This window comes from Patescibacteria group bacterium (genome assembly GCA_041659905.1).
Classification (GTDB): domain Bacteria; phylum Patescibacteriota; class Kazan-3B-28; order Kazan-3B-28; family UBA10110; genus UBA10110.
The window spans coordinates 194,228-213,268 of sequence record JBAZXK010000002.1; the positions used below are offsets into that span (position 1 = coordinate 194,228).

The following is a 19,041-nucleotide window of genomic DNA, read 5'->3' on the forward strand; positions in this document are numbered from 1 at the left end:
TTACCCCTTTCCCAGGTTCGATCCTTCTTAAAGCTCAACCAAAAACCGCCATTCACTTTCAGTGTATGACAGTTTTTGGTGGGCCCAGCAGGGATCGAACCTGCGTCCCCAGCTTAAAAGGCTGTTGCTCTACCATTGAGCTATGGGCCCCTCTATATAGGCTATCATATCAAAAACATTATCAGCCAGCCTATCTGTTATAATAAATTATTCTTGCCTGGTCGATAGGCATTGTCATTTTGACAAAAAGAGAGGAAAACTGATGCATATTATGGTCGATCTGGAAACGGTAGCGAAAATAGGAAAGGTAGCATTTTTTTCACTAGGGGCTGTTGTATTTGATCCTCTTGGTCCACCGGTAGAATATCCTAAGACCGCATCTGATGGTTATTACTACATCCCCGTTCTCTATGAGCTGATCAATCTAGAGGAAGCTATAAATAGCGGCCTAGAAATGGATGCCGATACTATTTATTGGTGGATGAATCAGAATGAACTAGTTAAACAGGAGTTCGTTCGGTCGCAAAAAGAGGGTAGGGATCCTCGTTCGGCTTTATGTAATCTTCGCGGCTTGATAAAGCGCAATGATGGGCAATATCTCTGGTCTCATGGGTCCGATTTTGATATTGCCATTCTGCGGACGGCCTTTTTCGTTTGCGGCTTGGGCCATAACCTACCTATCCCACATGGCAACTTCCGTGATACCAGAACTCTTTTCGCTGTAACCCCGGATTTTAACAAGGAAGAATTTTATCCGGCGGTTCCTCCTGAAAATGAACACCATGCATTGTTTGATGCCTGGAGACAGGCAGTAGCAGTGCAGAGATGCTATCAGCGGTTGCGGGAATGCGGTATCCATATTGGTGAAGAGAAGGCGATACGTGTCTAACTCAACGGTTCATTCATGAGCCGTTGAACAAATGACGGTTATAGTATAATTATAATTGATTGGGATAATCACCTAGCTCTATTTTAGAGTTAGGTAGGGCAGGAAGATAGAGTTTTTTAGGACTCTGTCGTTTCCTGCCTTTTTTCTTTTGGTAACATTTGTTATATTGTAACTAGCGCGTTTTAGGGGAAACCCTAGAATACGACGACTTCTCGGCGTTAGTTGAGCCGACCGCGGGCTCTTGCTCTTGCAGCAGGAGCCCCGCAGTTTTTGTTTGGATAATCATTTCTGATACGGTAAAATCAATAATATGGCCATCAATACCAAGATAAATTTTCGGATTACTAGATTTAGCAAAATAAGTTGGGCCGGGGTAATTATTATCCTAGTGGCTTTATTTGGGTTGTCCTATGCGCCGCCATATTCTCTACAGATTGCAGGATCTGCTGGCGGTCGTCCCGATACTTTCCCATTACAGATTGCCAAATCAGCCAACGATCCCAGGTTAGCCGAGCAAACCAATCTAAATCAAGCTAAAATTTTGTCTGCTTGGGATGTAACCACTGGCAATAGCGGCCAGATCGTAGCGGTTATTGATACAGGCACCAACCCGGATCATGAAGAATTAGTTAATCGACTCTGGGTAAATACCGATGAAATCCCTGGTAATGGTCGCGACGACGACAATAATGGCTATATCGACGATTACCAAGGCTATAATTTTATGAATGATACTCCTGATATTATCGATCAAAATGGACACGGGACGGGAGTAGCGAGCATTGTTGCAGCTAATACTAATAATAATTTAGGCATGGCCGGCATCAATTGGGGTTGTCGGCTGATGACATTAAAAGCGTTAAATAGCGCCGGAGGAGGCGAATATCATAATGTGGCCAGAGCTTTGCGCTACGCTGCCGATAATGGCGCCCAAGTGATTAATATGAGCTTCGGTACTTATTTTGACAGCACCGAGCTCAACGAAGCCGTTGATTATGCAATCAATCACGGCGTAGTAATTGTGGCAGCCGCCGGAAACAATAGTCAAAACCAATTACTTTACCCAGCTGCCTATAGCAATGTGATTGCGGTGGGAGCGGTAGACAGTTCGGGACAGCGCGCCTCTTTTTCTAATTGGGGAACTAATTTGGATGTAGTAGCTCCGGGCCTGAATATTTTAATGGCTAACTACATTGGCACAAATGCTTATGCCTATGGTTCGGGTACTTCGTTCGCAGCTGCCCATGTCACTGGGATAGTATCATTGATGTTGGCACGCAATTCTTCCTTATCCCCTACCCAAATCGAAAACATTATTAAATCTTCCGCCACTGGTTACAATAACACCTTAGAATATGGCACCGGACTAGTTAATGCTGCTAGTGCCCTAGGCTCTACGCAAATCTCTGATCATATTGTAGGCAGGATAGTTGCTTCTAGTGCTCGGGCAGTGGCGGATAGTAATGACCGGGTGATAATTACGGTGCAAGTCACCAATAATGATTTCCCGCTCATGAATCATCAAGTCAGAGCTTATATTAATGGGCCAATAACTTTTAACGGTGAGTTCGTTGATAAGCGTGATGTGTTTTTGGGCAATACGGATATGTCTGGCACGGTTCGCATGGAACTCACTTCCGGTATCGCTGGTAAAAAATTCATTATTTTTTCCGATGTGACTGCCGGGGTCAGTTTAGGAGACTTAACGCTCACTTTTGATCCGGTGGGAGGCCCAGCCCAGTATAATGCGACACTCGTATCTCAAAATACAGTTAGTGTGATGACACCAGGAGAACGGGTTACCCTTTCATTAGCATTGCGCAATACCGGGAATATTCCTTGGTCAGGGCAAGGCAGTATCCCGGCCGGACAATTACGTTTGGGCACAGCGCATCCTGCAGATCGATCCAGTAAATTTTATTCGGATAGTTGGGTGTCGTCTAATCGAGCAGCGATTTTGCAACAGCCTTTAGTTAGTCCTGGAGAAACTGGTCAATTTACTTTTACGGTCCAAGCCCCCACTCAGCCCGGCATTTATAAAGAATATTTTAATCCGGTAGCCGAATATACTGCTTGGTTGCCTGATCTAAAGATTTATTGGGAAATTACAGTGGCCAATGGCGGGGTAGATCCAGTGGTAGCTCATTATGCTGCCGATATTCTCTATAAATCAGCTAATTTAGTATTAGATCCTGGCCAGTCAGGTTTGCTCCAAATAGAAATTAAAAATACCGGCACTGCCAAGTGGGTGGCTCCCGGCGGAGTGTCACAATACGGAGTAGTCCAAGTCGGAACAGTAAATCCTTATGATCGAGCCAGCAGTTTAGCTAGTAATTGGTTGAGCAGTAATCGGACTACCGATATGGGGTTTGCTCTGGATCCAGGAGATCGGGTTTCCTTGGCCTTTCTGGTGCGGGCTCCGAATCAGCCCGGCGTGTACCCAGAGAATTTTCGTTTAGTAGCTGAATATATCACTTGGTTTGGTCCGGCGTTTGGGTGGACAGTAACTGTGCGATAAAATTATGGATACTGGTACATTATGGCATTTTGGCCAAGCGGTCATTCTGGGATTAATTCAGGGCGTCACCGAATTTTTACCCATTAGTTCATCCGGGCATTTAATTATCGCTCGCGAATTTTTGCGGATTAATGATCCGGGCAATTTTTTTGATGCCATCCTCCATTTAGCTACCTTATTAGCCATCCTAGTTTATTTTTGGAGAGATTGGTGGCAGATGTTGCTGCTAGCTAAAACTAAGAAAGAATCAAAAACCGGATTGCCGATCGATCGTCGCCTATTGCGGCTGATTATTATAGCGACTCTTCCCGGGCTTTTAGTGGGTTACTGGGGAAATCATTGGATAGAAGACCACTGGCGCTCATTATTATCAGTGGCAATTTTGTTAGTAGTGACAGGATTAGGCTATTTATTATTCGAGTCAAAAATGAAACTGGCTAAAGCCAGTAAGATCCTTAATTATTGGGATGCTTTAAGTATTGGTCTGACCCAAGCTTTAGCTATCTTGCCGGGAATTTCGCGTTCCGGCATGACTTTGCTCGGCGGTATGTACGCTGGGTTAACTCGTGCTACCGCTGCGCGCCTATCCTTTTTATTGGCAGCGCCTATCATTGCCGCGGCGGGAGGCTATGGTTTATATCAAAGTTTACATCAATCCAGTCCAAGCTATGATATTAGTTTTCTGGCGGTGGCTTTTATTTTTTCGTTTACTTCCGGGTTGCTAGCGATCCGCTGGTTGTTGCAGTTTTATCAGAAACATTCTCTCAAAGGATTTGCTATTTATTTGTTGATTGTCGGCACCGGATTGATAGTCTATTCTTTTTTGAAGTAAAACCTTTCTTAATTCCCTCCTGCCGGAGGAGGGGTTGGGGGAGGTGGGAGTATAATCCATCTCCTTGATTTGTAAAATCAATAAAACTATTCTTTCGCTACCACTTTGCTCGTCCAAAGTGGTAGCACCGAAATGACGGCCAAGTCGTCAAGGCTATTTAATTGATAAATCTTCAGGTGTTTAAGAGCCAAACTCGGCCGATATGCTATCGGCCTCACACATGGCTCCACCCTTAAAGATTTATCTAATTAAATCACGCCTCTCCTCCAATGGCTTAGGGGAATGACGTCCAAACTCTAATGGCCGCATTAGAAAAATGGAGAATTACTTTATTTGACCCAGCTATTTGAGAATTCTTCCGATGTTATTGTCTGGCCATAAAGAAACGGGAAAACCCTATTCTTTAATAATCTCGAGATCTCTTGGCGTTCTGCACTATCTGCTGTCTCAATCAAGTCTTTCAAGATAACAAAGTTAAAGCCAGCCGAGAAACCATTACAGATAGTAGATAGAACACACCCTTCAGTAAAAATGCCCGTAACAACAAGATACTGGATTCCCCTATTCCTAAGTGTCTTTGCCAAGCCAGTGCCAGTAAAAGCATCGTAAGTATTTTTAGTAATCACCAAGTCATCTTTTTCTGGCTTCACTTGATAAAACTCTTCTGGGAAACCACTCTTATTATCAGAGTAATACACCACATTTGGGTCGGTATATAGTTCTTGGATATTCTCGGGTAGGTGTTCTTTATCCCAAGGAGTGATATTTGCAAAAATAACACAGCTTCCCTCTTCTTTTCTGTAGCTATCTATAAAGCCAGATAGTTTTGGGATCATTTCCCTGATCTTGGAAAAGTGGATGTTAATTGCTGGGCTCTCACATTTCTCGTGGGCACAGCTATTAACCACATCAATTACAAGAAGTGCTGTGTTGGACTTGTTCATTTTTGGATATATCTTCATACACATATTATTGCATAGTCAGGATAGCTATCTGCTCTGGTCGTTTCTAATGATTTGAGATATGAGATAATTCGAATATGAACGTAGGAACTAAAGAGACAGATGGGATTAGGGTGGCGGATGCCCGGCTCCAGAAAGATGAGGTCGAATTTGATCAAACTTTGCGACCGAAGAGTTTTACTGAATATGTCGGGCAGGATAAGATCAAGCAAAGCTTAGCCATTGCTATTCAAGCCGCCAAACAGCGGAAAGAACCTTTAGACCACATTTTATTGTTCGGCCCGCCAGGCTTGGGTAAAACTACCTTGGCGTACATTATTGCCGCCGAGATGGGCGGAAGCTTACGGGCCACTTCCGGTTCGGCCATTGCCCGGCCGGGTGATCTGGCTTCTATTGTCACCAACCTAAACGACGGCGACATTTTGTTTATCGATGAAATTCACCGCTTGGGCCGGCAAGTGGAGGAAGTGTTATATAGTGCGATGGAAGATTACGCCATTGATATTATTATCGGCAAAGGCCCGGCGGCGAGGTCGCTCCGGATCGATATCGCCAAATTTACTTTGATCGGCGCCACGACCAGAGCCGGGGCGCTGTCCTCCCCTCTCCGGGATCGGTTCGGTTCCACTCACCGCTTAGATTTTTACCAAGAAGAAGATATTGAAGCCATTTTAGCCCGGTCAGCCAAAATTTTACATGTTGAATTATCCCCCGCCAATGCCAAAATTATTGCCCATGCGGCTCGGCGGACTCCGCGCACGGCTAACCGCATCTTAAAGCGCGTGCGCGATTTTGCCGAAGCCAAAAATGGCGGGGAAATTACTCCGCAGATCATTACGGAAGCTTTAGAACTCATGACCATTGACGCTGATGGGTTGGATTTTATTGACCGCAAGATCTTAGATTGTCTGATCAAGCGGTTTAACGGCGGACCGGCTGGGATTGCCGCCATCGCTGCCGCCATTGCGGAAGAACGACAAACTTTGGAAGAAGTTTACGAACCGTATTTATTGCAATCCGGTTTTCTCAACCGCACTGCCCAGGGCCGGGTAGCGACAACCCAGGCTTATCAGCATCTCGGGCTAACACAACCGGCGCAACCCCCATCCAAGCCAGTTAAAATGTTTGACTAATATGAATTTTATCCCAGCTGTTATTTATATGATTTTGTTCCTGGCTGCTTTAGGCTATGGCGGTTTGATTGTTTATCATGTAATCAGATATAAATCAGAACTTTATGACGGACAAGTCCCCCAGGTGATAGCGGCAATGTGGTTTTATATTATTATTAGCGGTTCCATTTTATTATTATCATTTGTTTTGGCTGGTCTTGGAGCAGTCATTTTGCCATGATGACCACAACGGATAATAATTTATCGTCTTTTCCTCGGTCTGACGAAGAACACCGAGAATTATTTTATCGCCGCCACCCGATCAATTTATTGATGCCAGCTTTAGTTACTCTGGGTGGGATCGCTTTGTTGGCTACTTTGTGGTGGGCGTTGGCGGCAGGTATGACTAATCCAGATATTCTCAGCTACTGGCCTTATTTTGTATTGATCACCGGTTTGGCTGTGTTTGTGTTGCTGAGTTATTTTATGATGCAATGGATTTTTTGGTTTTTTGATATTTGGGTGGTGAACGAAGACAAGCTGATTGATTCGCAATTAGTATCTTTTTTCCAACACAATCGTTCAGAAATGCCGCTGCGGCAAGTCCAAGACATTAAGTTTAATATTTCGGGCATTTTGGCCACGCTGTTTGGTTGTGGAGATGTTACTATTCAAACTGCTTCCAAACAAGCTTTCTTCAAACTGATATCCATTCCTCATCCTAAGAAAGCTGTGGAAGAGATTAGTGAACTGGTCCAGCGAGCTACTAGCAAACTCTATTCTCATAACGAATTTGTTTATTCCCCGACGCCCATTCTGTTGGGCGAACTGCTAATCCAAAAGGGCCTGATTACCCCTATCGATTTGGCGATGGCCTTGGAAGAACAGAAGAAATCTAATTTGCGCTTAGGCAAAATTTTGATCAATCGTGGCCTGATTCAGAAGCAGGATTTACTCAACGCTCTGAGCGCTCAACATCGCATTCCGGAGATCGATTTAGCCTATGTGGAGATCGATCCTAGCGTAACCAGTTGCCTGACTAAAGAAACAATACATAAATATAACTTATTGCCGCTCTATCGTACGCCGAATAATATCCTGATGATTGCGGTAGATAATTTGTCCAGTGCGTTAGTGCAGGAAGTAAAAGATGCGTGCGGAGAGCCAATTATGTTTGTCATCGCCGATGAAGACAAAATTAAACAAACCATTAACGAATATTATCCTAATTAATTGGGGAAATAATTTAACTAATGGATTTCTGTCCATCTGGCTATCAGAGGGAGATTAGTCTTGACAAAATCAAATAAGTATAGTATAATAAAAAATAATAGATATAATCAAAGTAGCTTATTCTTGATAGAATTAAAACATAAAAACAAAACTTGATGTCTATTGGGGAACGCTTAACTAATCTGTGGCAGTATCGCCGAGTTACTCCGCGTCAGGTGACGCTGTTCTTGGTAAGCGTAGCCGTGCTGGTCACAGTGGTTTTCTTTAATCAGGATATCGTTAATTTGTTTCGTTGGCTCCGCGGCAGCGCGGCTGGAGAACCGAATCCTTTTGGGAATCTCGCTTGGGCCGATGTGCCGGCTAGCAATTTTGGCAGAAGCAATGCCAAACTGATAGATGTGACTGACCCTGCGGGAAATCGTTACTTGTATTTGATCGGTGGGATTGAAACCAAGACGGTGGATGGGAATAAGCGCTTGAGTTTAATTAAATCAGTAGAACGGATTCCCTTAAATCAAACTACCGGCGCTATCGATGCCGGTTCGGTTTGGGAAAAGAACGATACCAATGGCACTTGGGGGCAAATGTATGCCGGGCATGCCGAATTTGGTGTGGTGCAAAGTACGGACAAAAGATATTTGTATGTTATCTCCGGCGATATTCATATTCCTAATCCGTTGGATTTTGTTAATTACTCTCCTTTGCTCTTCTCCACCATCGAACAGTTAGATTTGACTAATATTAATCTGGGTTGGCAGCCCATCGCATTACTCACCGGAGTTAATTTCTATCCGGAAGTGATCCAATTCAATGGTCGTTTGCATATTATTGGGGGTGTTTATGGCAATCCTTTCAGTGCGGGATACAGTTGGTCAACCGGAGGCCAAGATCCGTATGAAATTAAAGATCCCCTGCTCTTGACCGATAACGATACTAATCCGGTAGATTTATGGAAATGGGATGATAAATACGAAGACCTCCCTGTTATCGGCGATTTGCCGGTAGCCTTGCCAGATTCAGGTATTGGAGCTGATATAGATACTGGGAGTGGCGGGCCAGAGGTTGATCCAGGTGGGTTGAGTATAGGCATCGGTGGTATGGGTGGCACGGGAATGGTGATGGCTGATGATGGAGTTCACATTCAACAAGTCGGCGGTCATGCACAAAACTTATCCGATACCTTAACTAGGGGGCTCATTAGTGGAGAATTTGTCACTACCGTGAGCGAACACTATATTATCAATCCGGTGACTTTGGCAATTGATTTCAAGGGAGAGTTAGGAAAGAAATCTGGCGTGCCCATTACCACTTCCGGCAATGATTACACTGGTGAACTATCCGAAATCTGGGAATTAGGTAAAGTTATGCATATTGCCCATTTGAGAATGTGGTTGGATGATGTGTCGACATCGCCGTTAGGAGGCTTTAGTGTCTTCACCCTATACCCGGCTCCCCAAGGTCGCTATGGCCATAAGGTTTTCATAAACAACAACACATTATATGTCGTGGGTGGAGCCAGCTGGGCCGCACCCATTGAAAAAATTTATCGCCCACCCGTCGGCAATATGTTCTTTATCAATATTTATTCTTTCTGGGTGATCGATGATGATACGCATCCGTTTTCAAAAGGAGATAACTTCGACAGAACGATACTTGGTTTTCTGCGGGATGATTATTATAAATATCTGGGGAATATTACCTATCAATGGGACAATGTGGCGGAAGTTTGGAAAGGCACTAATACAGTTAGCAATACATCACCACTCCCATCTGATTATGCTTTTCAATCCGGTTCACCGCTGCAGGGTTCAGGTAGAGCTTTCTTTGCTTGGGCGGAACTGCATCCTACTGAGACTACTACTGAGTTCTTGGCTATCGGTGGGTTAGAAAACAATTTAACACCCGATAGCGACGCAGATAATAACTGGGGCTTGCCACTGGGCGTCCGGGCGACAGCTGCGAGTTGGCCGTCTGTTAATTATGGTCTGTCGGTTTGGGAAACTTACCGGGTGGAAAAATTTGCTGGTAGTAGTTGGGAGACGCGAGCCCCTTTGCCTAACATTGGTAATGACATAATCGGTGTTTATGGGGCCACGGCGGTAGGCGGCGGAACGGGGGCTATTGTGTTCGGTGGTCAAACCGAGTTGATAGTTGATCCAGAACAACCTTTCTTTAATGACCATGTGCCGGCCTATGAACGGACTGTGAACACGTCCGGGTTTGGCTATCTTGACTCCGGCGGCGATGGCGATACTGGCACAGGCACTTGGTGGCCGATGCAAAACATCCAATATGCTAGAGCTTATCCGGCGACATTGGATGTCAGAACAGCGACCATCGGTGGCGGCGAAACAATTTATATTTATAAAGCTAACGGCTCCACTGTCGGCGATGGCGACGGTTTGCCAAATAATACTTCCCAGGTTGAAGCGTTGGGTCCGATTCAGTATGGCGGAGCTGGGGTAGTAGATTGGTCGAAATCATTTATTGAGGTGGAACCGGCTCCTGGCAATCCTGCTGGGTATTATAATTGGCCTGGTACCAGTGAAACCACTCTCGAAATTCTGGCTGATCGACATGATTATGCTTTAGTGACAGTTAATTTAATGGATTATTATGGGAATCCGGCCACTTCCGCTGGGCTGGATCAAGTGCCCGGAGGATTGGCGGTGAGCCTGTATACCGAATATGCCAGCGGTCTAAGTCGGAGTCCGAAACCAGCGATTAAAAAGAATATTAAGGGCGATCCGACTTCTACCCCCGACTGGATCCGTATTAAAGGCCAACCGACTTCATCCACTGGCGGCCTGCTTTCTCCCGAATGGGATAACCAATTCGTGTTGGTGGATATGGGTGGCGCAAATGGTGGCGAAGATGGGAACCCAGACACGACAGCGGGGCAGGTTCAATTTTATATTTCTTCCAGTCACGATACTTTCGATACGGATGGCATCACCCCGAGTCCGATCGAGGCGTTGGCCTACATCCTAGATACTAATGAAACAGCTTTTAGCGTCTTGGCTGATGGAGCTTTAAATACTTTGCCTCACAAAAATGAGCTGATCTTTACCTATCATGGTGTGCCAAGTTTAAAGAGCACTGTTACAGCCACGAGTCCGGTTAAAGCCGATGGAGTCGCCGAATCCACTGTCACCGTTACCCTGATTGATACTTATGACAATCCGGTCCCATCGTTGAACACAAAAGTTGAGTCTAACCGGAATTTAGACACTGATCAAGAGGGCCACCTTATTATTCATGACAACATTGTTCCGCCCACCAAAAATGCCAACGATCAGGGAATAGCTATTTATAAGGTGAGCTCTCCCCTGATTGGCCGGGCGGATCTGCAGGGTTATTATGCCCCGCCGGTTGCCGTGCCGGACGATCTTTCAGAATTACCGAATTGGATCGGTTATAAGACGGCGAATGTTTTATTTACCAATCAAGGTCAGATTATCTCTTTGTTCCCGGAATCGGCTAAACAAGGGCAAATAATCAAAGATCCGACACCGATGGTAGCTGTGGGTGATCTTGTCCAGTGGGATGCATCAAAGACGACAGTTATGTTCCTTCCTTCAGAAGGAATCAGTTTCCAGTATCAACAAGGTAACAGCGGCTGGGACGACATAGAAAAACTGATGCTATATGCAGACAAATCGGTAACTAATTTTAGGGCGATGGTAGACCCCAGTTTAGCCAATGCTCAATTGTATCTTAAGATTACAGAGGGAGGTGGTTCTTTCTACACTGCTGGCTATCCTGACAATATTACTGTGAATGTGACGTCAAGCTATGCCGAATTTCCTTACATTACAAGTGAAACGCCCGGTATTCTAAAAATAGAAGTTAGACTAAATAATGCTAGCGGCAATAAGTTAGGTGAACTCTGGCTGCCTATGGCAAAATCGGAGAACTCCCTTGTCAGTATTGCCATCGATGCCTCTAAGCATTCTGTGGCCGTCAATGAAGCTATCGAAGTCACAGCTCAACTAAAGAATATCCACGGTACTGCCTATCTTGGACAAACATTTACATTTACTAAAGACGATGGCACCAGCGGATATTTCACTCCCGCTAATGGCCAGGTTACTGATACAGATGATGACGGCAAGGTAGTGATCCAATATACGCGGACTGGCACTGGCGGTGGTACCGTGCACATTTTTGCCACTGCTACTTATGAGACAGAGCTAGCCTCTGATCGGGTTGCTATTAGAAAGTTGGTGGATGCCTCGGCTAATCAAACTATTACCTACGACTCCACTGGTCTAGATGTGCAAACAGAGGATGCCTCAAGACTGTCACTTACTTTTGGGGGCACCACTGGTGTGACTGTGGGTTCAGCTGCTCCGGTAGGAATCTGGACTTTCTTGGTTTCAACTGATCTTGGTTTGACTACACCTGCAGAAGAAACTACCACGTTCTTGGTAGAACCGGCGGGTCCTACTGCTCCGACAATTCTAACACTCGACCCCGCCGAGGGTCTGCGCGGTCATGGTTACGATATCGAGATTGATGCTGTTAATACAGGCTTTGAATGGAATATCCCCGGCTCTAATTCGGTCGTGACCTTTACGCCAGTGAACGGGGGCGATCCGGTGACTACGCCGATTGTAGCTAGTTCCACTAACAGTTTTACACATCTGACTGTCCGTTGGGATATTGCGGCTAATGCTAAAGTGGGCAATTGGAACGTGAAGGTGACCACAGGGAACCAAGTGGCTGAGATGCCCTTTAACCATGACTTTAAAGTGACTACCGAAAGCGGTTATTTCTTAGATGTAGTAGCTGTTCCCTCTAGTATCGCTCGTGATGGATCGGCCACATCTACTATCACTGCCACCGCCGGGTTTGTTGAGTTAACCGGAGATATAACACCATTAGACGGCGATCCTATTACTTTTGACAAAGGCACAGCGGGTGGCTCTTTGACTCCGGACGGCACCACTACTAAAGCCGATGGATCGCAAACCTGCGTTTATCAAACCGATGGTCCCGAAGATGCTACTGCGGAGACTAATATCCAAGTATCAGTGGTAGATACTGCCCAAACTTTACTGGGGACTGTCAAAATTATCAGAACTGGCATGAATCCTAATGACATTGATGTAACTAAATCTTGGATCTCGGCCACATCCCCGGTGCCAGCCTCGGGCGATCCCTTGGATGCTTCACTGGTAACAGTCACGGTGCGCAATGGTTTGAGTCAGCCATTAAGCGGTATAGTGGTAACCTTGAGTACTAATCATTCGGAGGATACAATCCTTACCACTCATCTTAATCCCCAGCCGACCGACACTGATGGTCGGGCTATCTTCGAAGTAATGTCGATGATGCCGGTGCATACCAGCACTATCACCGCTACTTTTGGCAATGGCCTCCAAAAGCAAGTGAATGTATTATTTGAAGATCCCACTCTCCTCTCTCGGCGCTTCTTCGCGTTGACTGTGCCTTTCCAGGCGAGAGATTATGATAATCAAGTTTGGACGGTGATAAAACACAATGGAGCCGAGAAGAACATGGATGATGAGTACAAGAAAAATACTCGCACTGCCACCAATCCAGATTTATTAACCGACTTAGAGGGAATTAGATTCTATTTGTATAACGGAACTAATGATAGTTACACCGTTTGGGTAAAGGGCAAAAATCATCTGGCGGCAGCTAAGACCACCGTTAAGACAAGCGACGCTGTTAGCGGTGTAATCAGTATTAATTTCAGTACCATCATAACCCACGGTCTGAAAGTGGGCGATATTGCCATCGCTTCCGGAGGCACGCAAATTAAGCCGGGCTATCATGATAATACTATTGGCTCTGTCGACAGCAAGGCCGTTTACGATCGTTTCTACGGTAGCTATCTAGACTTGCCTGACTTAGATTTTAACCAAAGTGTTAACTTATTGGATTTCACTTATACCTTAGCCAACTGGGGGGCAGGTGCCCCGTTGCCATAAAAAGTAGTTCCCATTTAAACAAAAACAAAAATGAAAAATACATTGTCTCGCATAACTTATCTCTGGTTTAGTCCCGCAAGTTTTGTAATGGCGGGAATGTTGCTGTTGCTAGGAATTATCTTATTCCATAGCCGTATTAATGGCACAGAGTCGTCACATTTTTCTAGCGCTTCCCCCATTTCTGCTGCCGTCGCCGGCGATTACGTTGCCCAGGATATTATTCAAGATTCCCGGAATATTTCACGCTACCCGGACTATATGAAAAACCCCGATGATTATCTGCTCAGGTTTACTTACGATCTCGGCCACGACAATAAACCGATATTTATTACTCAGAACTAGCGCGGCTTAGGGCGCGTAATATGAGGCTGACTTCCATATACCGGCAAAACCTGCCGGAATTTTTTTATTTTAGTGGTCAGTTTGAGTAACTGTTCAATCCGGTCTTGGGCGGTGCCAATCAAATGAGCCTTGCCAATCACCGGGATGCCTAAACCGTAACCGAAGGCGTTGGCAATACTCACTCCTACCCGCAGCCCCGTAAAAGAGCCGGGACCCAGATTCACCGCTACCCATTTGAGTTGCTCGGGTTTAATTTTATTGGTTTGTAGAAGCTTATCGATATTAGGCAGCAGTTCTTGCGATTGGTTGCGCTCCGATACCCATGTCTTGATTTTAGTCACTCTCTCCCCTGCCAAACCAATGCCGGTAGCAGCTTCGGTAGTATCAATTGCTAAAATATAGGTTTTATTCAGCATTTTTGATTTGGAATTTACGCTGATTATCTTTGATGCCAGTGATTTTTATCCAAATAGTATCCTTCGGCAGATATGGCTTAATCTTTTCTGCCCACTCGATCGCTACGATATTGGTTTTAGCGTTTTCTAAAATTTCTGCTGTGAGCAGTGGATCGGCGCCTAGTCGGTAAACATCATAGTGATAGAGGAGAAACTTCTTTTTGGGAATATTATAAATTTTTTCCAGCACAAAAGTCGGACTGACAATTTTCCCCTTAATCCCCAATCCTTTAGCTAATCCTTGGATAAAAGTAGTCTTGCCGCCTCCTAAAGTAGATTCGAAAGCAATAATGCCAGGATGAATTATTTTTTTACCTAAAGCTTCTCCCAGTTTCTGAGTTTCCGCGGCACTATTGGTGATGTAAATTTGGATAGCCATATCTTTTTCTATAAGTCCACATTATGGCAGAAAGCAACCCGCTCATCCAGAAAAATGTCCCCCAGCGCCATAATTCTCCAGTATCGACTAAATTAAAGTTGTCAGTTTCGTTCCCGGAAGCAAAGCTGATATCGTTGACTGCTCCGGGTGTAGTTTCATTCGACCAAAACCAGCGTTCATTCGGAGCCAATACATAGGCATAGCCCTGTTTGACCGAACCATCGTAATCAAGTTCATCGATCAAATTATCTTGACTGTCCAGTAATTGCAATTCTTCTCCGCCCGAATTGTTCAGGCGGATATGAGTGGTGGAATAGGCTAATAAAAGATATTGTTGAGGTTCTAACACAACAGCAGTCGGTTCATCAACTTCTTCTGTTGCAGCTATTTCGACCGAATCCAAAGCGTTAATAATATAAACTTTTCCGCTAGCGTCCAGTAGTTGCCAACCGGTAATATCAACTGTTTGGTCCCCGGGATTATAAAGCTCAATAAATTCGTTGTCTCCGGCATTGGGATTAGGTAAAATCTCGGTAATAATGATTTGTTTCAAAAGACCAGAAGTTCCACTATTGCTGGTTCTCCCCGGGCTAGCCACAGTCAGCTCGATCTGGTTAGATTTAACATCGTCAGCATTATAACTGCCTACGACAGTGAAAAAATATTTAGTTTTTGAGACTAAATTTTTCACGGGATAGGTAGTTGCAGATGATGTCGTTTGTCCTATTTGAAGTCCTAGTTGCCCTGATTTTTCTGATTGATAGATTTCGATGTCCCCGATGGCTCCCGGCAAATTGATTTCCCAGGTTAACATAGCAGAGGTGGCCGTAATGCTGTTGGCTTTTAATTTAATCACTACTTCGTTGGGTTGCAGGCTAGTGGGATCATTATTAGTGTTATCTAAAATAACATCTTCCTCGTCTTCGTCCGTGCTCTCGTACAGATTAGCTGCATTAGGAGTCACGCGCTGAGTCCATTGCCAATTGCCATTGATTTTAGAGTAGGAATTTCCTTCGGTAGCGGTGCCATAATTAGGCGTAACTTCTACTATTACGTCGTTGGGTTGTAATAATCTAGCCTGATCGCCAGTATCGTTTAAAGCGAGATGAGTTTGAGACTTAGGAAAAGTTAAATATTGATGCGGACTGATAATAAGGTCGCTAGAGATGGTGTAAACAGCCGATCCACCCGGCGACTGATCATCTAATTTCCAACCCTTTAGGTTAGCCGAATTGTCCCCGGAATTATATAGCTCAATAAACTCTTCGTTTCCAGACGGGGGGTGAGGATAGAGCTCGCTGAGAGTGATCTTATCGGAATAGATTGGAATTTCTGGTTCCTCTTCCGGTTCAGTAATAGTGACAGCATTGGATAAAATGGCTGTTTGCCCATCCGGGTTGATAACAATCACGTCCCATTCCCCTGCTTCAGCGGAAGAGAGATTGAATTTTGCTGTATCAATTGTAGTAGAAGTAAGTACGTTTACATTAGTAGCCCAGATAGATAAATCATCCTTTTCTAATTTAATTTGAGTAACCCCAGTGGTAATAAAATTTTCTCCAATAATTTCTTCAATTTCCCAAATAGTTTCAGTTTCGGCTTGATCAGGAATAATTTTGCTGATTACCGGGGTGGCTGGTGCTGGTAGAGAGTTTTCAGCCAGAGGGGTGCCCAAGTCAGGTCGATCTGTATCTAGATTGATGGCCGCAGTTGCTTCATGCCAATTTGTTTTTTCACCACCAGGACCATACGCTATGTTGCGTTCCATAGTTACTCCCTTAATCCCGCAAAAATTAACACCACTGCTTTGCCCGTCTCCGGCAGTATCGATAATCTGATCGGACTGGTCATACAGAAAAAGCTTGAATGGATTATCCAATATCGAAACAGCCGTATCGATATAATCAGGATCGATATTCAAAACTGAAGGACCGCCCCCAAATTGGTAATCCTTACCGTTATTGGCAATTAAAAAATATCCCGAAGCGGGAATAAGATGATTTTGACCGATGTTGATAGTAACCATTGCAACTTTTTGTTGGCCATTAGCATCAAGTCGTCTGATTTCCCAATCAATCAAATCGATTTCTTCATCAGTGGTGTTTTTGAGTTCAATCCACTCATCAGCAATGCTCACGGTACTGCCGGCCCACGCCACTTCGTTGATCACGATGGGCGGAATTTCTTCTTCGGCTATACTGACCATAGGCTGAAAAATAGCTAGCAATAAACAAATACTAACAACAATTCCCCCAATTTTTTTCATCCTTCCCCCGCTTGTTTATATGTTTAGTTTTAGTATACAACCGGGTAGTTTGTTTAACGATCTTTAAGTAATTTTTTGGTAGGGTTGATAAGGCAGATGTGAAGGGGTGTTAACATGGGTTATCAACCCCAAACTGCGCTCTGGGAGAGAATTTAACTGGTAAGGCTGATATGGCATATCAACCCTAGTTTTGGATTGAATCAAGGCAGTTTATGGGCAATATTTTGATATCGACAAAATTGTCCACTGCTTTCTTTGACAGGTGCCCGAAAGTCGGGTAAATTGGGGGTGTTGCGAAAGAGATTTTGTCAGAGAAGTTCGCAGCTAATATATCAATACCTTTCAGGTTGGTTCAAGTTCCCTTCATTCAAAAATTTCTATGCAATTGAGTTTAATTATTCCTGTGAGTTACCAGATCAATCTTATCCAGACTAAACAGTTTTTAGAGGGATAGTTTGCCCAAATTTTTGAAGCCGGGAACCAACCTGAAAATAATTTCAGCGAGGTTATAAAATGGAAAATTGGTTAACGATTTTACTCTGGGTAGTCGGGGGAGGTTTGCTTGGCTATTATATTCGGCTCGCTTTAGCGCAACGCAAAGTCAGCCATGCCGAAGCCGAAGCCGATAAAATTCTCAAAAAGGCTCAGGAAAAACTGGAAGACGCCGGCAAACGCGAGAAAGAAATTGTTATTACCGCCAAAGAAGAAGCTTCCAAAATTCGCGAACGCGTCGAAAAGGAAGAACAACAACGGCGACTAGAGCTTTTAGAGTTAGAAAAACGCCTGCGCCAGAAGGATGAAACTTTAGACAAACGGGCGATGGAACTCGATAAGAAACAAGAGGCGGTTTTTGATCAGGATAAAGAGATTAAAGAGGTTAAAGAAGAAATCATCAAAATCCGCGAGCAGCAAGAAAGTAAGCTGTCGGCCATTGCTAAGCTAACCAAAGAGGAGGCTAAAGAATTATTACTAAAACGGACGGAAAAAGACGCCAAAGACGATATCGTCAAACTCATGCACGATATCGAAAGCCAAGCCCGAGAGGAAGCTGATTCTAAGGCCAGAGATATTATTGCCACTGCCATTCAGCGCTATGCCGGTGAAACGGCCGTCGAATCGACTACCTATGCAGTGCCGATCCCCTCTGACGAAATGAAAGGGCGGATTATCGGTAAAGAAGGCCGCAATATTCAGGCTTTCGAACGGGCTACTGGTGTCGATCTGATCGTTGACGATACACCGGACGTGGTAGTAATTTCCTGCTTTGATCCGGTGCGTCGGGCGATTGCTAAAAATGCTTTAGAAAAGCTAGTTTCCGATGGCCGCATTCAACCGGCTCGGATTGAAGAAGTGGTCGAGAGAGCTCAAAAAGAGATCGCAGCTGAGATTAAGAAAGCCGGCGAAGAAGCGGTGATGGAATTGGGCTTAACTGGTCTGCCGATAGATCTAGTCAAGATCATCGGTCGGCTGAAGTATCGCACCAGTTACGGACAGAATATTTTGCATCATTCAGTAGAATCAGGGCATCTGGCAGGACTCATGGCAGCTCAGATCGGAGCTGATGTCCGTTTGTCTAAACTGGCGGCTTTAATGCACGATGTTGGTAAAGCCTTGGATCATGAATTCGAAGGTGGCCATGCTGAACTTTCCCGAGATATCGCCATCAAATACGGTTTACCGAAAGAGGTTATTCAGGCAGTCGAGGTGTCTCACGAGGGATCCGGCGGGCCAAAAAGCGCTATCGATTTCATCTCTATGGCAGCCGATGCCATTTCGTCCTCCCGTCCCGGAGCGCGTCGCGAAAGCTTGGAACAATTCATTAAACGCTTGAGTGATCTGGAAAATATTGCCAAAAGTTTCCCCGGGATTGATCGGGTTTATGCCATTCAGGCCGGACGCGAAGTCCGGGTGATGGTGATCCCGGAAGAAGTAGACGATCTGGGTATTATTAAGATGGCTAAGGAGATGGCGCAAAAGATTGAAAAAGAAATGACCTATCCAGGAACGGTGCGGGTTAATATTATCCGGGAGCTTCGGGCTGAAGAAACTGCTAAATAAGATTACTCAACATCACTAATCATAAAATTCACCTA

Annotated in this window: 13 protein-coding genes and 1 tRNA gene; 9 read left to right on the forward strand and 5 right to left on the reverse strand. The window is 44.7% G+C overall.

Features of this window, described 5'->3' with window-relative positions; all coding sequences use genetic code 11:
• Positions 1 to 76: 76 nt before the first annotated feature.
• A tRNA-Lys gene (locus WC805_02895) sits at positions 77 to 150 on the reverse strand.
• A 112-nt stretch (positions 151 to 262) separates the two neighbouring features.
• Here WC805_02895 and WC805_02900 point away from each other — a divergent pair.
• The 3 genes from WC805_02900 (at position 263) to uppP (ending at position 4,239) form a co-directional block, all read left to right on the forward strand.
• Entirely contained in the window at positions 263 to 889 is a 627-nt protein-coding gene (locus WC805_02900; protein MFA5967432.1) for a 3'-5' exonuclease, read from the forward strand.
• 310 nt (positions 890 to 1,199) lie between these two features.
• Complete coding sequence (locus tag WC805_02905) at positions 1,200 to 3,407, forward strand: S8 family serine peptidase (protein ID MFA5967433.1); 2,208 nt, start codon at positions 1,200 to 1,202, stop codon at positions 3,405 to 3,407.
• 4 nt (positions 3,408 to 3,411) lie between these two features.
• Positions 3,412 to 4,239 carry an undecaprenyl-diphosphatase UppP gene (gene uppP, locus WC805_02910; GenBank protein ID MFA5967434.1) on the forward strand — a complete coding sequence of 276 codons (828 nt, stop codon included), beginning with the start codon at positions 3,412 to 3,414 and terminating at the stop codon, positions 4,237 to 4,239.
• A 329-nt stretch (positions 4,240 to 4,568) separates the two neighbouring features.
• Here the strand turns inward: uppP and WC805_02915 are convergent, their stop codons facing one another.
• Positions 4,569 to 5,201, reverse strand: a complete 633-nt coding sequence (locus WC805_02915; protein MFA5967435.1) for an isochorismatase family cysteine hydrolase — start codon at positions 5,199 to 5,201, stop codon at positions 4,569 to 4,571.
• 77 nt (positions 5,202 to 5,278) lie between these two features.
• Between WC805_02915 and ruvB the strand changes: the two genes are divergently transcribed.
• The 5 genes from ruvB (at position 5,279) to WC805_02940 (ending at position 13,848) form a co-directional block, all read left to right on the forward strand.
• Entirely contained in the window at positions 5,279 to 6,334 is a 1,056-nt protein-coding gene (ruvB, locus tag WC805_02920) for a Holliday junction branch migration DNA helicase RuvB (protein MFA5967436.1), read from the forward strand.
• A gap of 1 nt (position 6,335) precedes the next feature.
• Positions 6,336 to 6,554 carry a hypothetical protein gene (locus WC805_02925; GenBank protein ID MFA5967437.1) on the forward strand — a complete coding sequence of 73 codons (219 nt, stop codon included), beginning with the start codon at positions 6,336 to 6,338 and terminating at the stop codon, positions 6,552 to 6,554.
• On the forward strand, positions 6,551 to 7,546 hold the full coding sequence (locus WC805_02930; GenBank protein MFA5967438.1) for a PH domain-containing protein: 996 nt from the start codon (positions 6,551 to 6,553) through the stop codon (positions 7,544 to 7,546). Before WC805_02925 ends, WC805_02930 begins: the two co-directional genes overlap by 4 nt.
• A 155-nt stretch (positions 7,547 to 7,701) precedes the next feature.
• The gene (locus WC805_02935) at positions 7,702 to 13,506 is read left to right on the forward strand and encodes a hypothetical protein (protein MFA5967439.1); all 5,805 of its coding nucleotides are present in this window, start codon (positions 7,702 to 7,704) and stop codon (positions 13,504 to 13,506) included.
• A gap of 30 nt (positions 13,507 to 13,536) precedes the next feature.
• On the forward strand, positions 13,537 to 13,848 hold the full coding sequence (locus WC805_02940) for a hypothetical protein (GenBank protein ID MFA5967440.1): 312 nt from the start codon (positions 13,537 to 13,539) through the stop codon (positions 13,846 to 13,848).
• On the opposite strand, the gene tsaB is transcribed toward WC805_02940, so the two are convergent.
• Genes tsaB through WC805_02955 form a run of 3 tightly spaced genes read right to left on the reverse strand, consistent with a single transcriptional unit; the run spans position 13,845 to position 16,948 of the window.
• Positions 13,845 to 14,264: a tRNA (adenosine(37)-N6)-threonylcarbamoyltransferase complex dimerization subunit type 1 TsaB gene (gene tsaB / locus WC805_02945; GenBank protein MFA5967441.1), complete on the reverse strand. Its 420-nt coding sequence runs from the start codon at positions 14,262 to 14,264 to the stop codon at positions 13,845 to 13,847. The genes WC805_02940 and tsaB overlap by 4 nt on opposite strands.
• Positions 14,254 to 14,682, reverse strand: coding sequence for a tRNA (adenosine(37)-N6)-threonylcarbamoyltransferase complex ATPase subunit type 1 TsaE (gene tsaE / locus WC805_02950; GenBank protein ID MFA5967442.1), 429 nt, complete (start codon positions 14,680 to 14,682; stop codon positions 14,254 to 14,256). Before tsaE ends, tsaB begins: the two co-directional genes overlap by 11 nt.
• On the reverse strand, positions 14,654 to 16,948 hold the full coding sequence (locus tag WC805_02955) for a lamin tail domain-containing protein (GenBank protein ID MFA5967443.1): 2,295 nt from the start codon (positions 16,946 to 16,948) through the stop codon (positions 14,654 to 14,656). Before WC805_02955 ends, tsaE begins: the two co-directional genes overlap by 29 nt.
• A 513-nt stretch (positions 16,949 to 17,461) precedes the next feature.
• On the opposite strand from WC805_02955, the gene rny reads away from it, so the two are divergent.
• Positions 17,462 to 19,006, forward strand: coding sequence for a ribonuclease Y (gene rny / locus WC805_02960; GenBank protein ID MFA5967444.1), 1,545 nt, complete (start codon positions 17,462 to 17,464; stop codon positions 19,004 to 19,006).
• Positions 19,007 to 19,041 lie beyond the last annotated feature (35 nt).

Excerpts from the sequence above, each read along its gene's own strand:
- WC805_02900 (MFA5967432.1), top strand. The coding sequence starts at position 263 with ATGCATATTATGGTCGATCTGGAAACGGTAGCGAAAATAGGAAAGGTA.
- WC805_02905 (MFA5967433.1), top strand. The coding sequence starts at position 1,200 with ATGGCCATCAATACCAAGATAAATTTTCGGATTACTAGATTTAGCAAA.
- uppP (MFA5967434.1), top strand. The coding sequence starts at position 3,412 with ATGGATACTGGTACATTATGGCATTTTGGCCAAGCGGTCATTCTGGGA.
- WC805_02915 (MFA5967435.1), bottom strand. The coding sequence starts at position 5,201 with ATGAAGATATATCCAAAAATGAACAAGTCCAACACAGCACTTCTTGTA.
- ruvB (MFA5967436.1), top strand. The coding sequence starts at position 5,279 with ATGAACGTAGGAACTAAAGAGACAGATGGGATTAGGGTGGCGGATGCC.
- WC805_02925 (MFA5967437.1), top strand. The coding sequence starts at position 6,336 with ATGAATTTTATCCCAGCTGTTATTTATATGATTTTGTTCCTGGCTGCT.
- WC805_02930 (MFA5967438.1), top strand. The coding sequence starts at position 6,551 with ATGATGACCACAACGGATAATAATTTATCGTCTTTTCCTCGGTCTGAC.
- WC805_02935 (MFA5967439.1), top strand. The coding sequence starts at position 7,702 with ATGTCTATTGGGGAACGCTTAACTAATCTGTGGCAGTATCGCCGAGTT.
- WC805_02940 (MFA5967440.1), top strand. The coding sequence starts at position 13,537 with ATGAAAAATACATTGTCTCGCATAACTTATCTCTGGTTTAGTCCCGCA.
- tsaB (MFA5967441.1), bottom strand. The coding sequence starts at position 14,264 with ATGCTGAATAAAACCTATATTTTAGCAATTGATACTACCGAAGCTGCT.
- tsaE (MFA5967442.1), bottom strand. The coding sequence starts at position 14,682 with ATGGCTATCCAAATTTACATCACCAATAGTGCCGCGGAAACTCAGAAA.
- WC805_02955 (MFA5967443.1), bottom strand. The coding sequence starts at position 16,948 with ATGAAAAAAATTGGGGGAATTGTTGTTAGTATTTGTTTATTGCTAGCT.
- rny (MFA5967444.1), top strand. The coding sequence starts at position 17,462 with ATGGAAAATTGGTTAACGATTTTACTCTGGGTAGTCGGGGGAGGTTTG.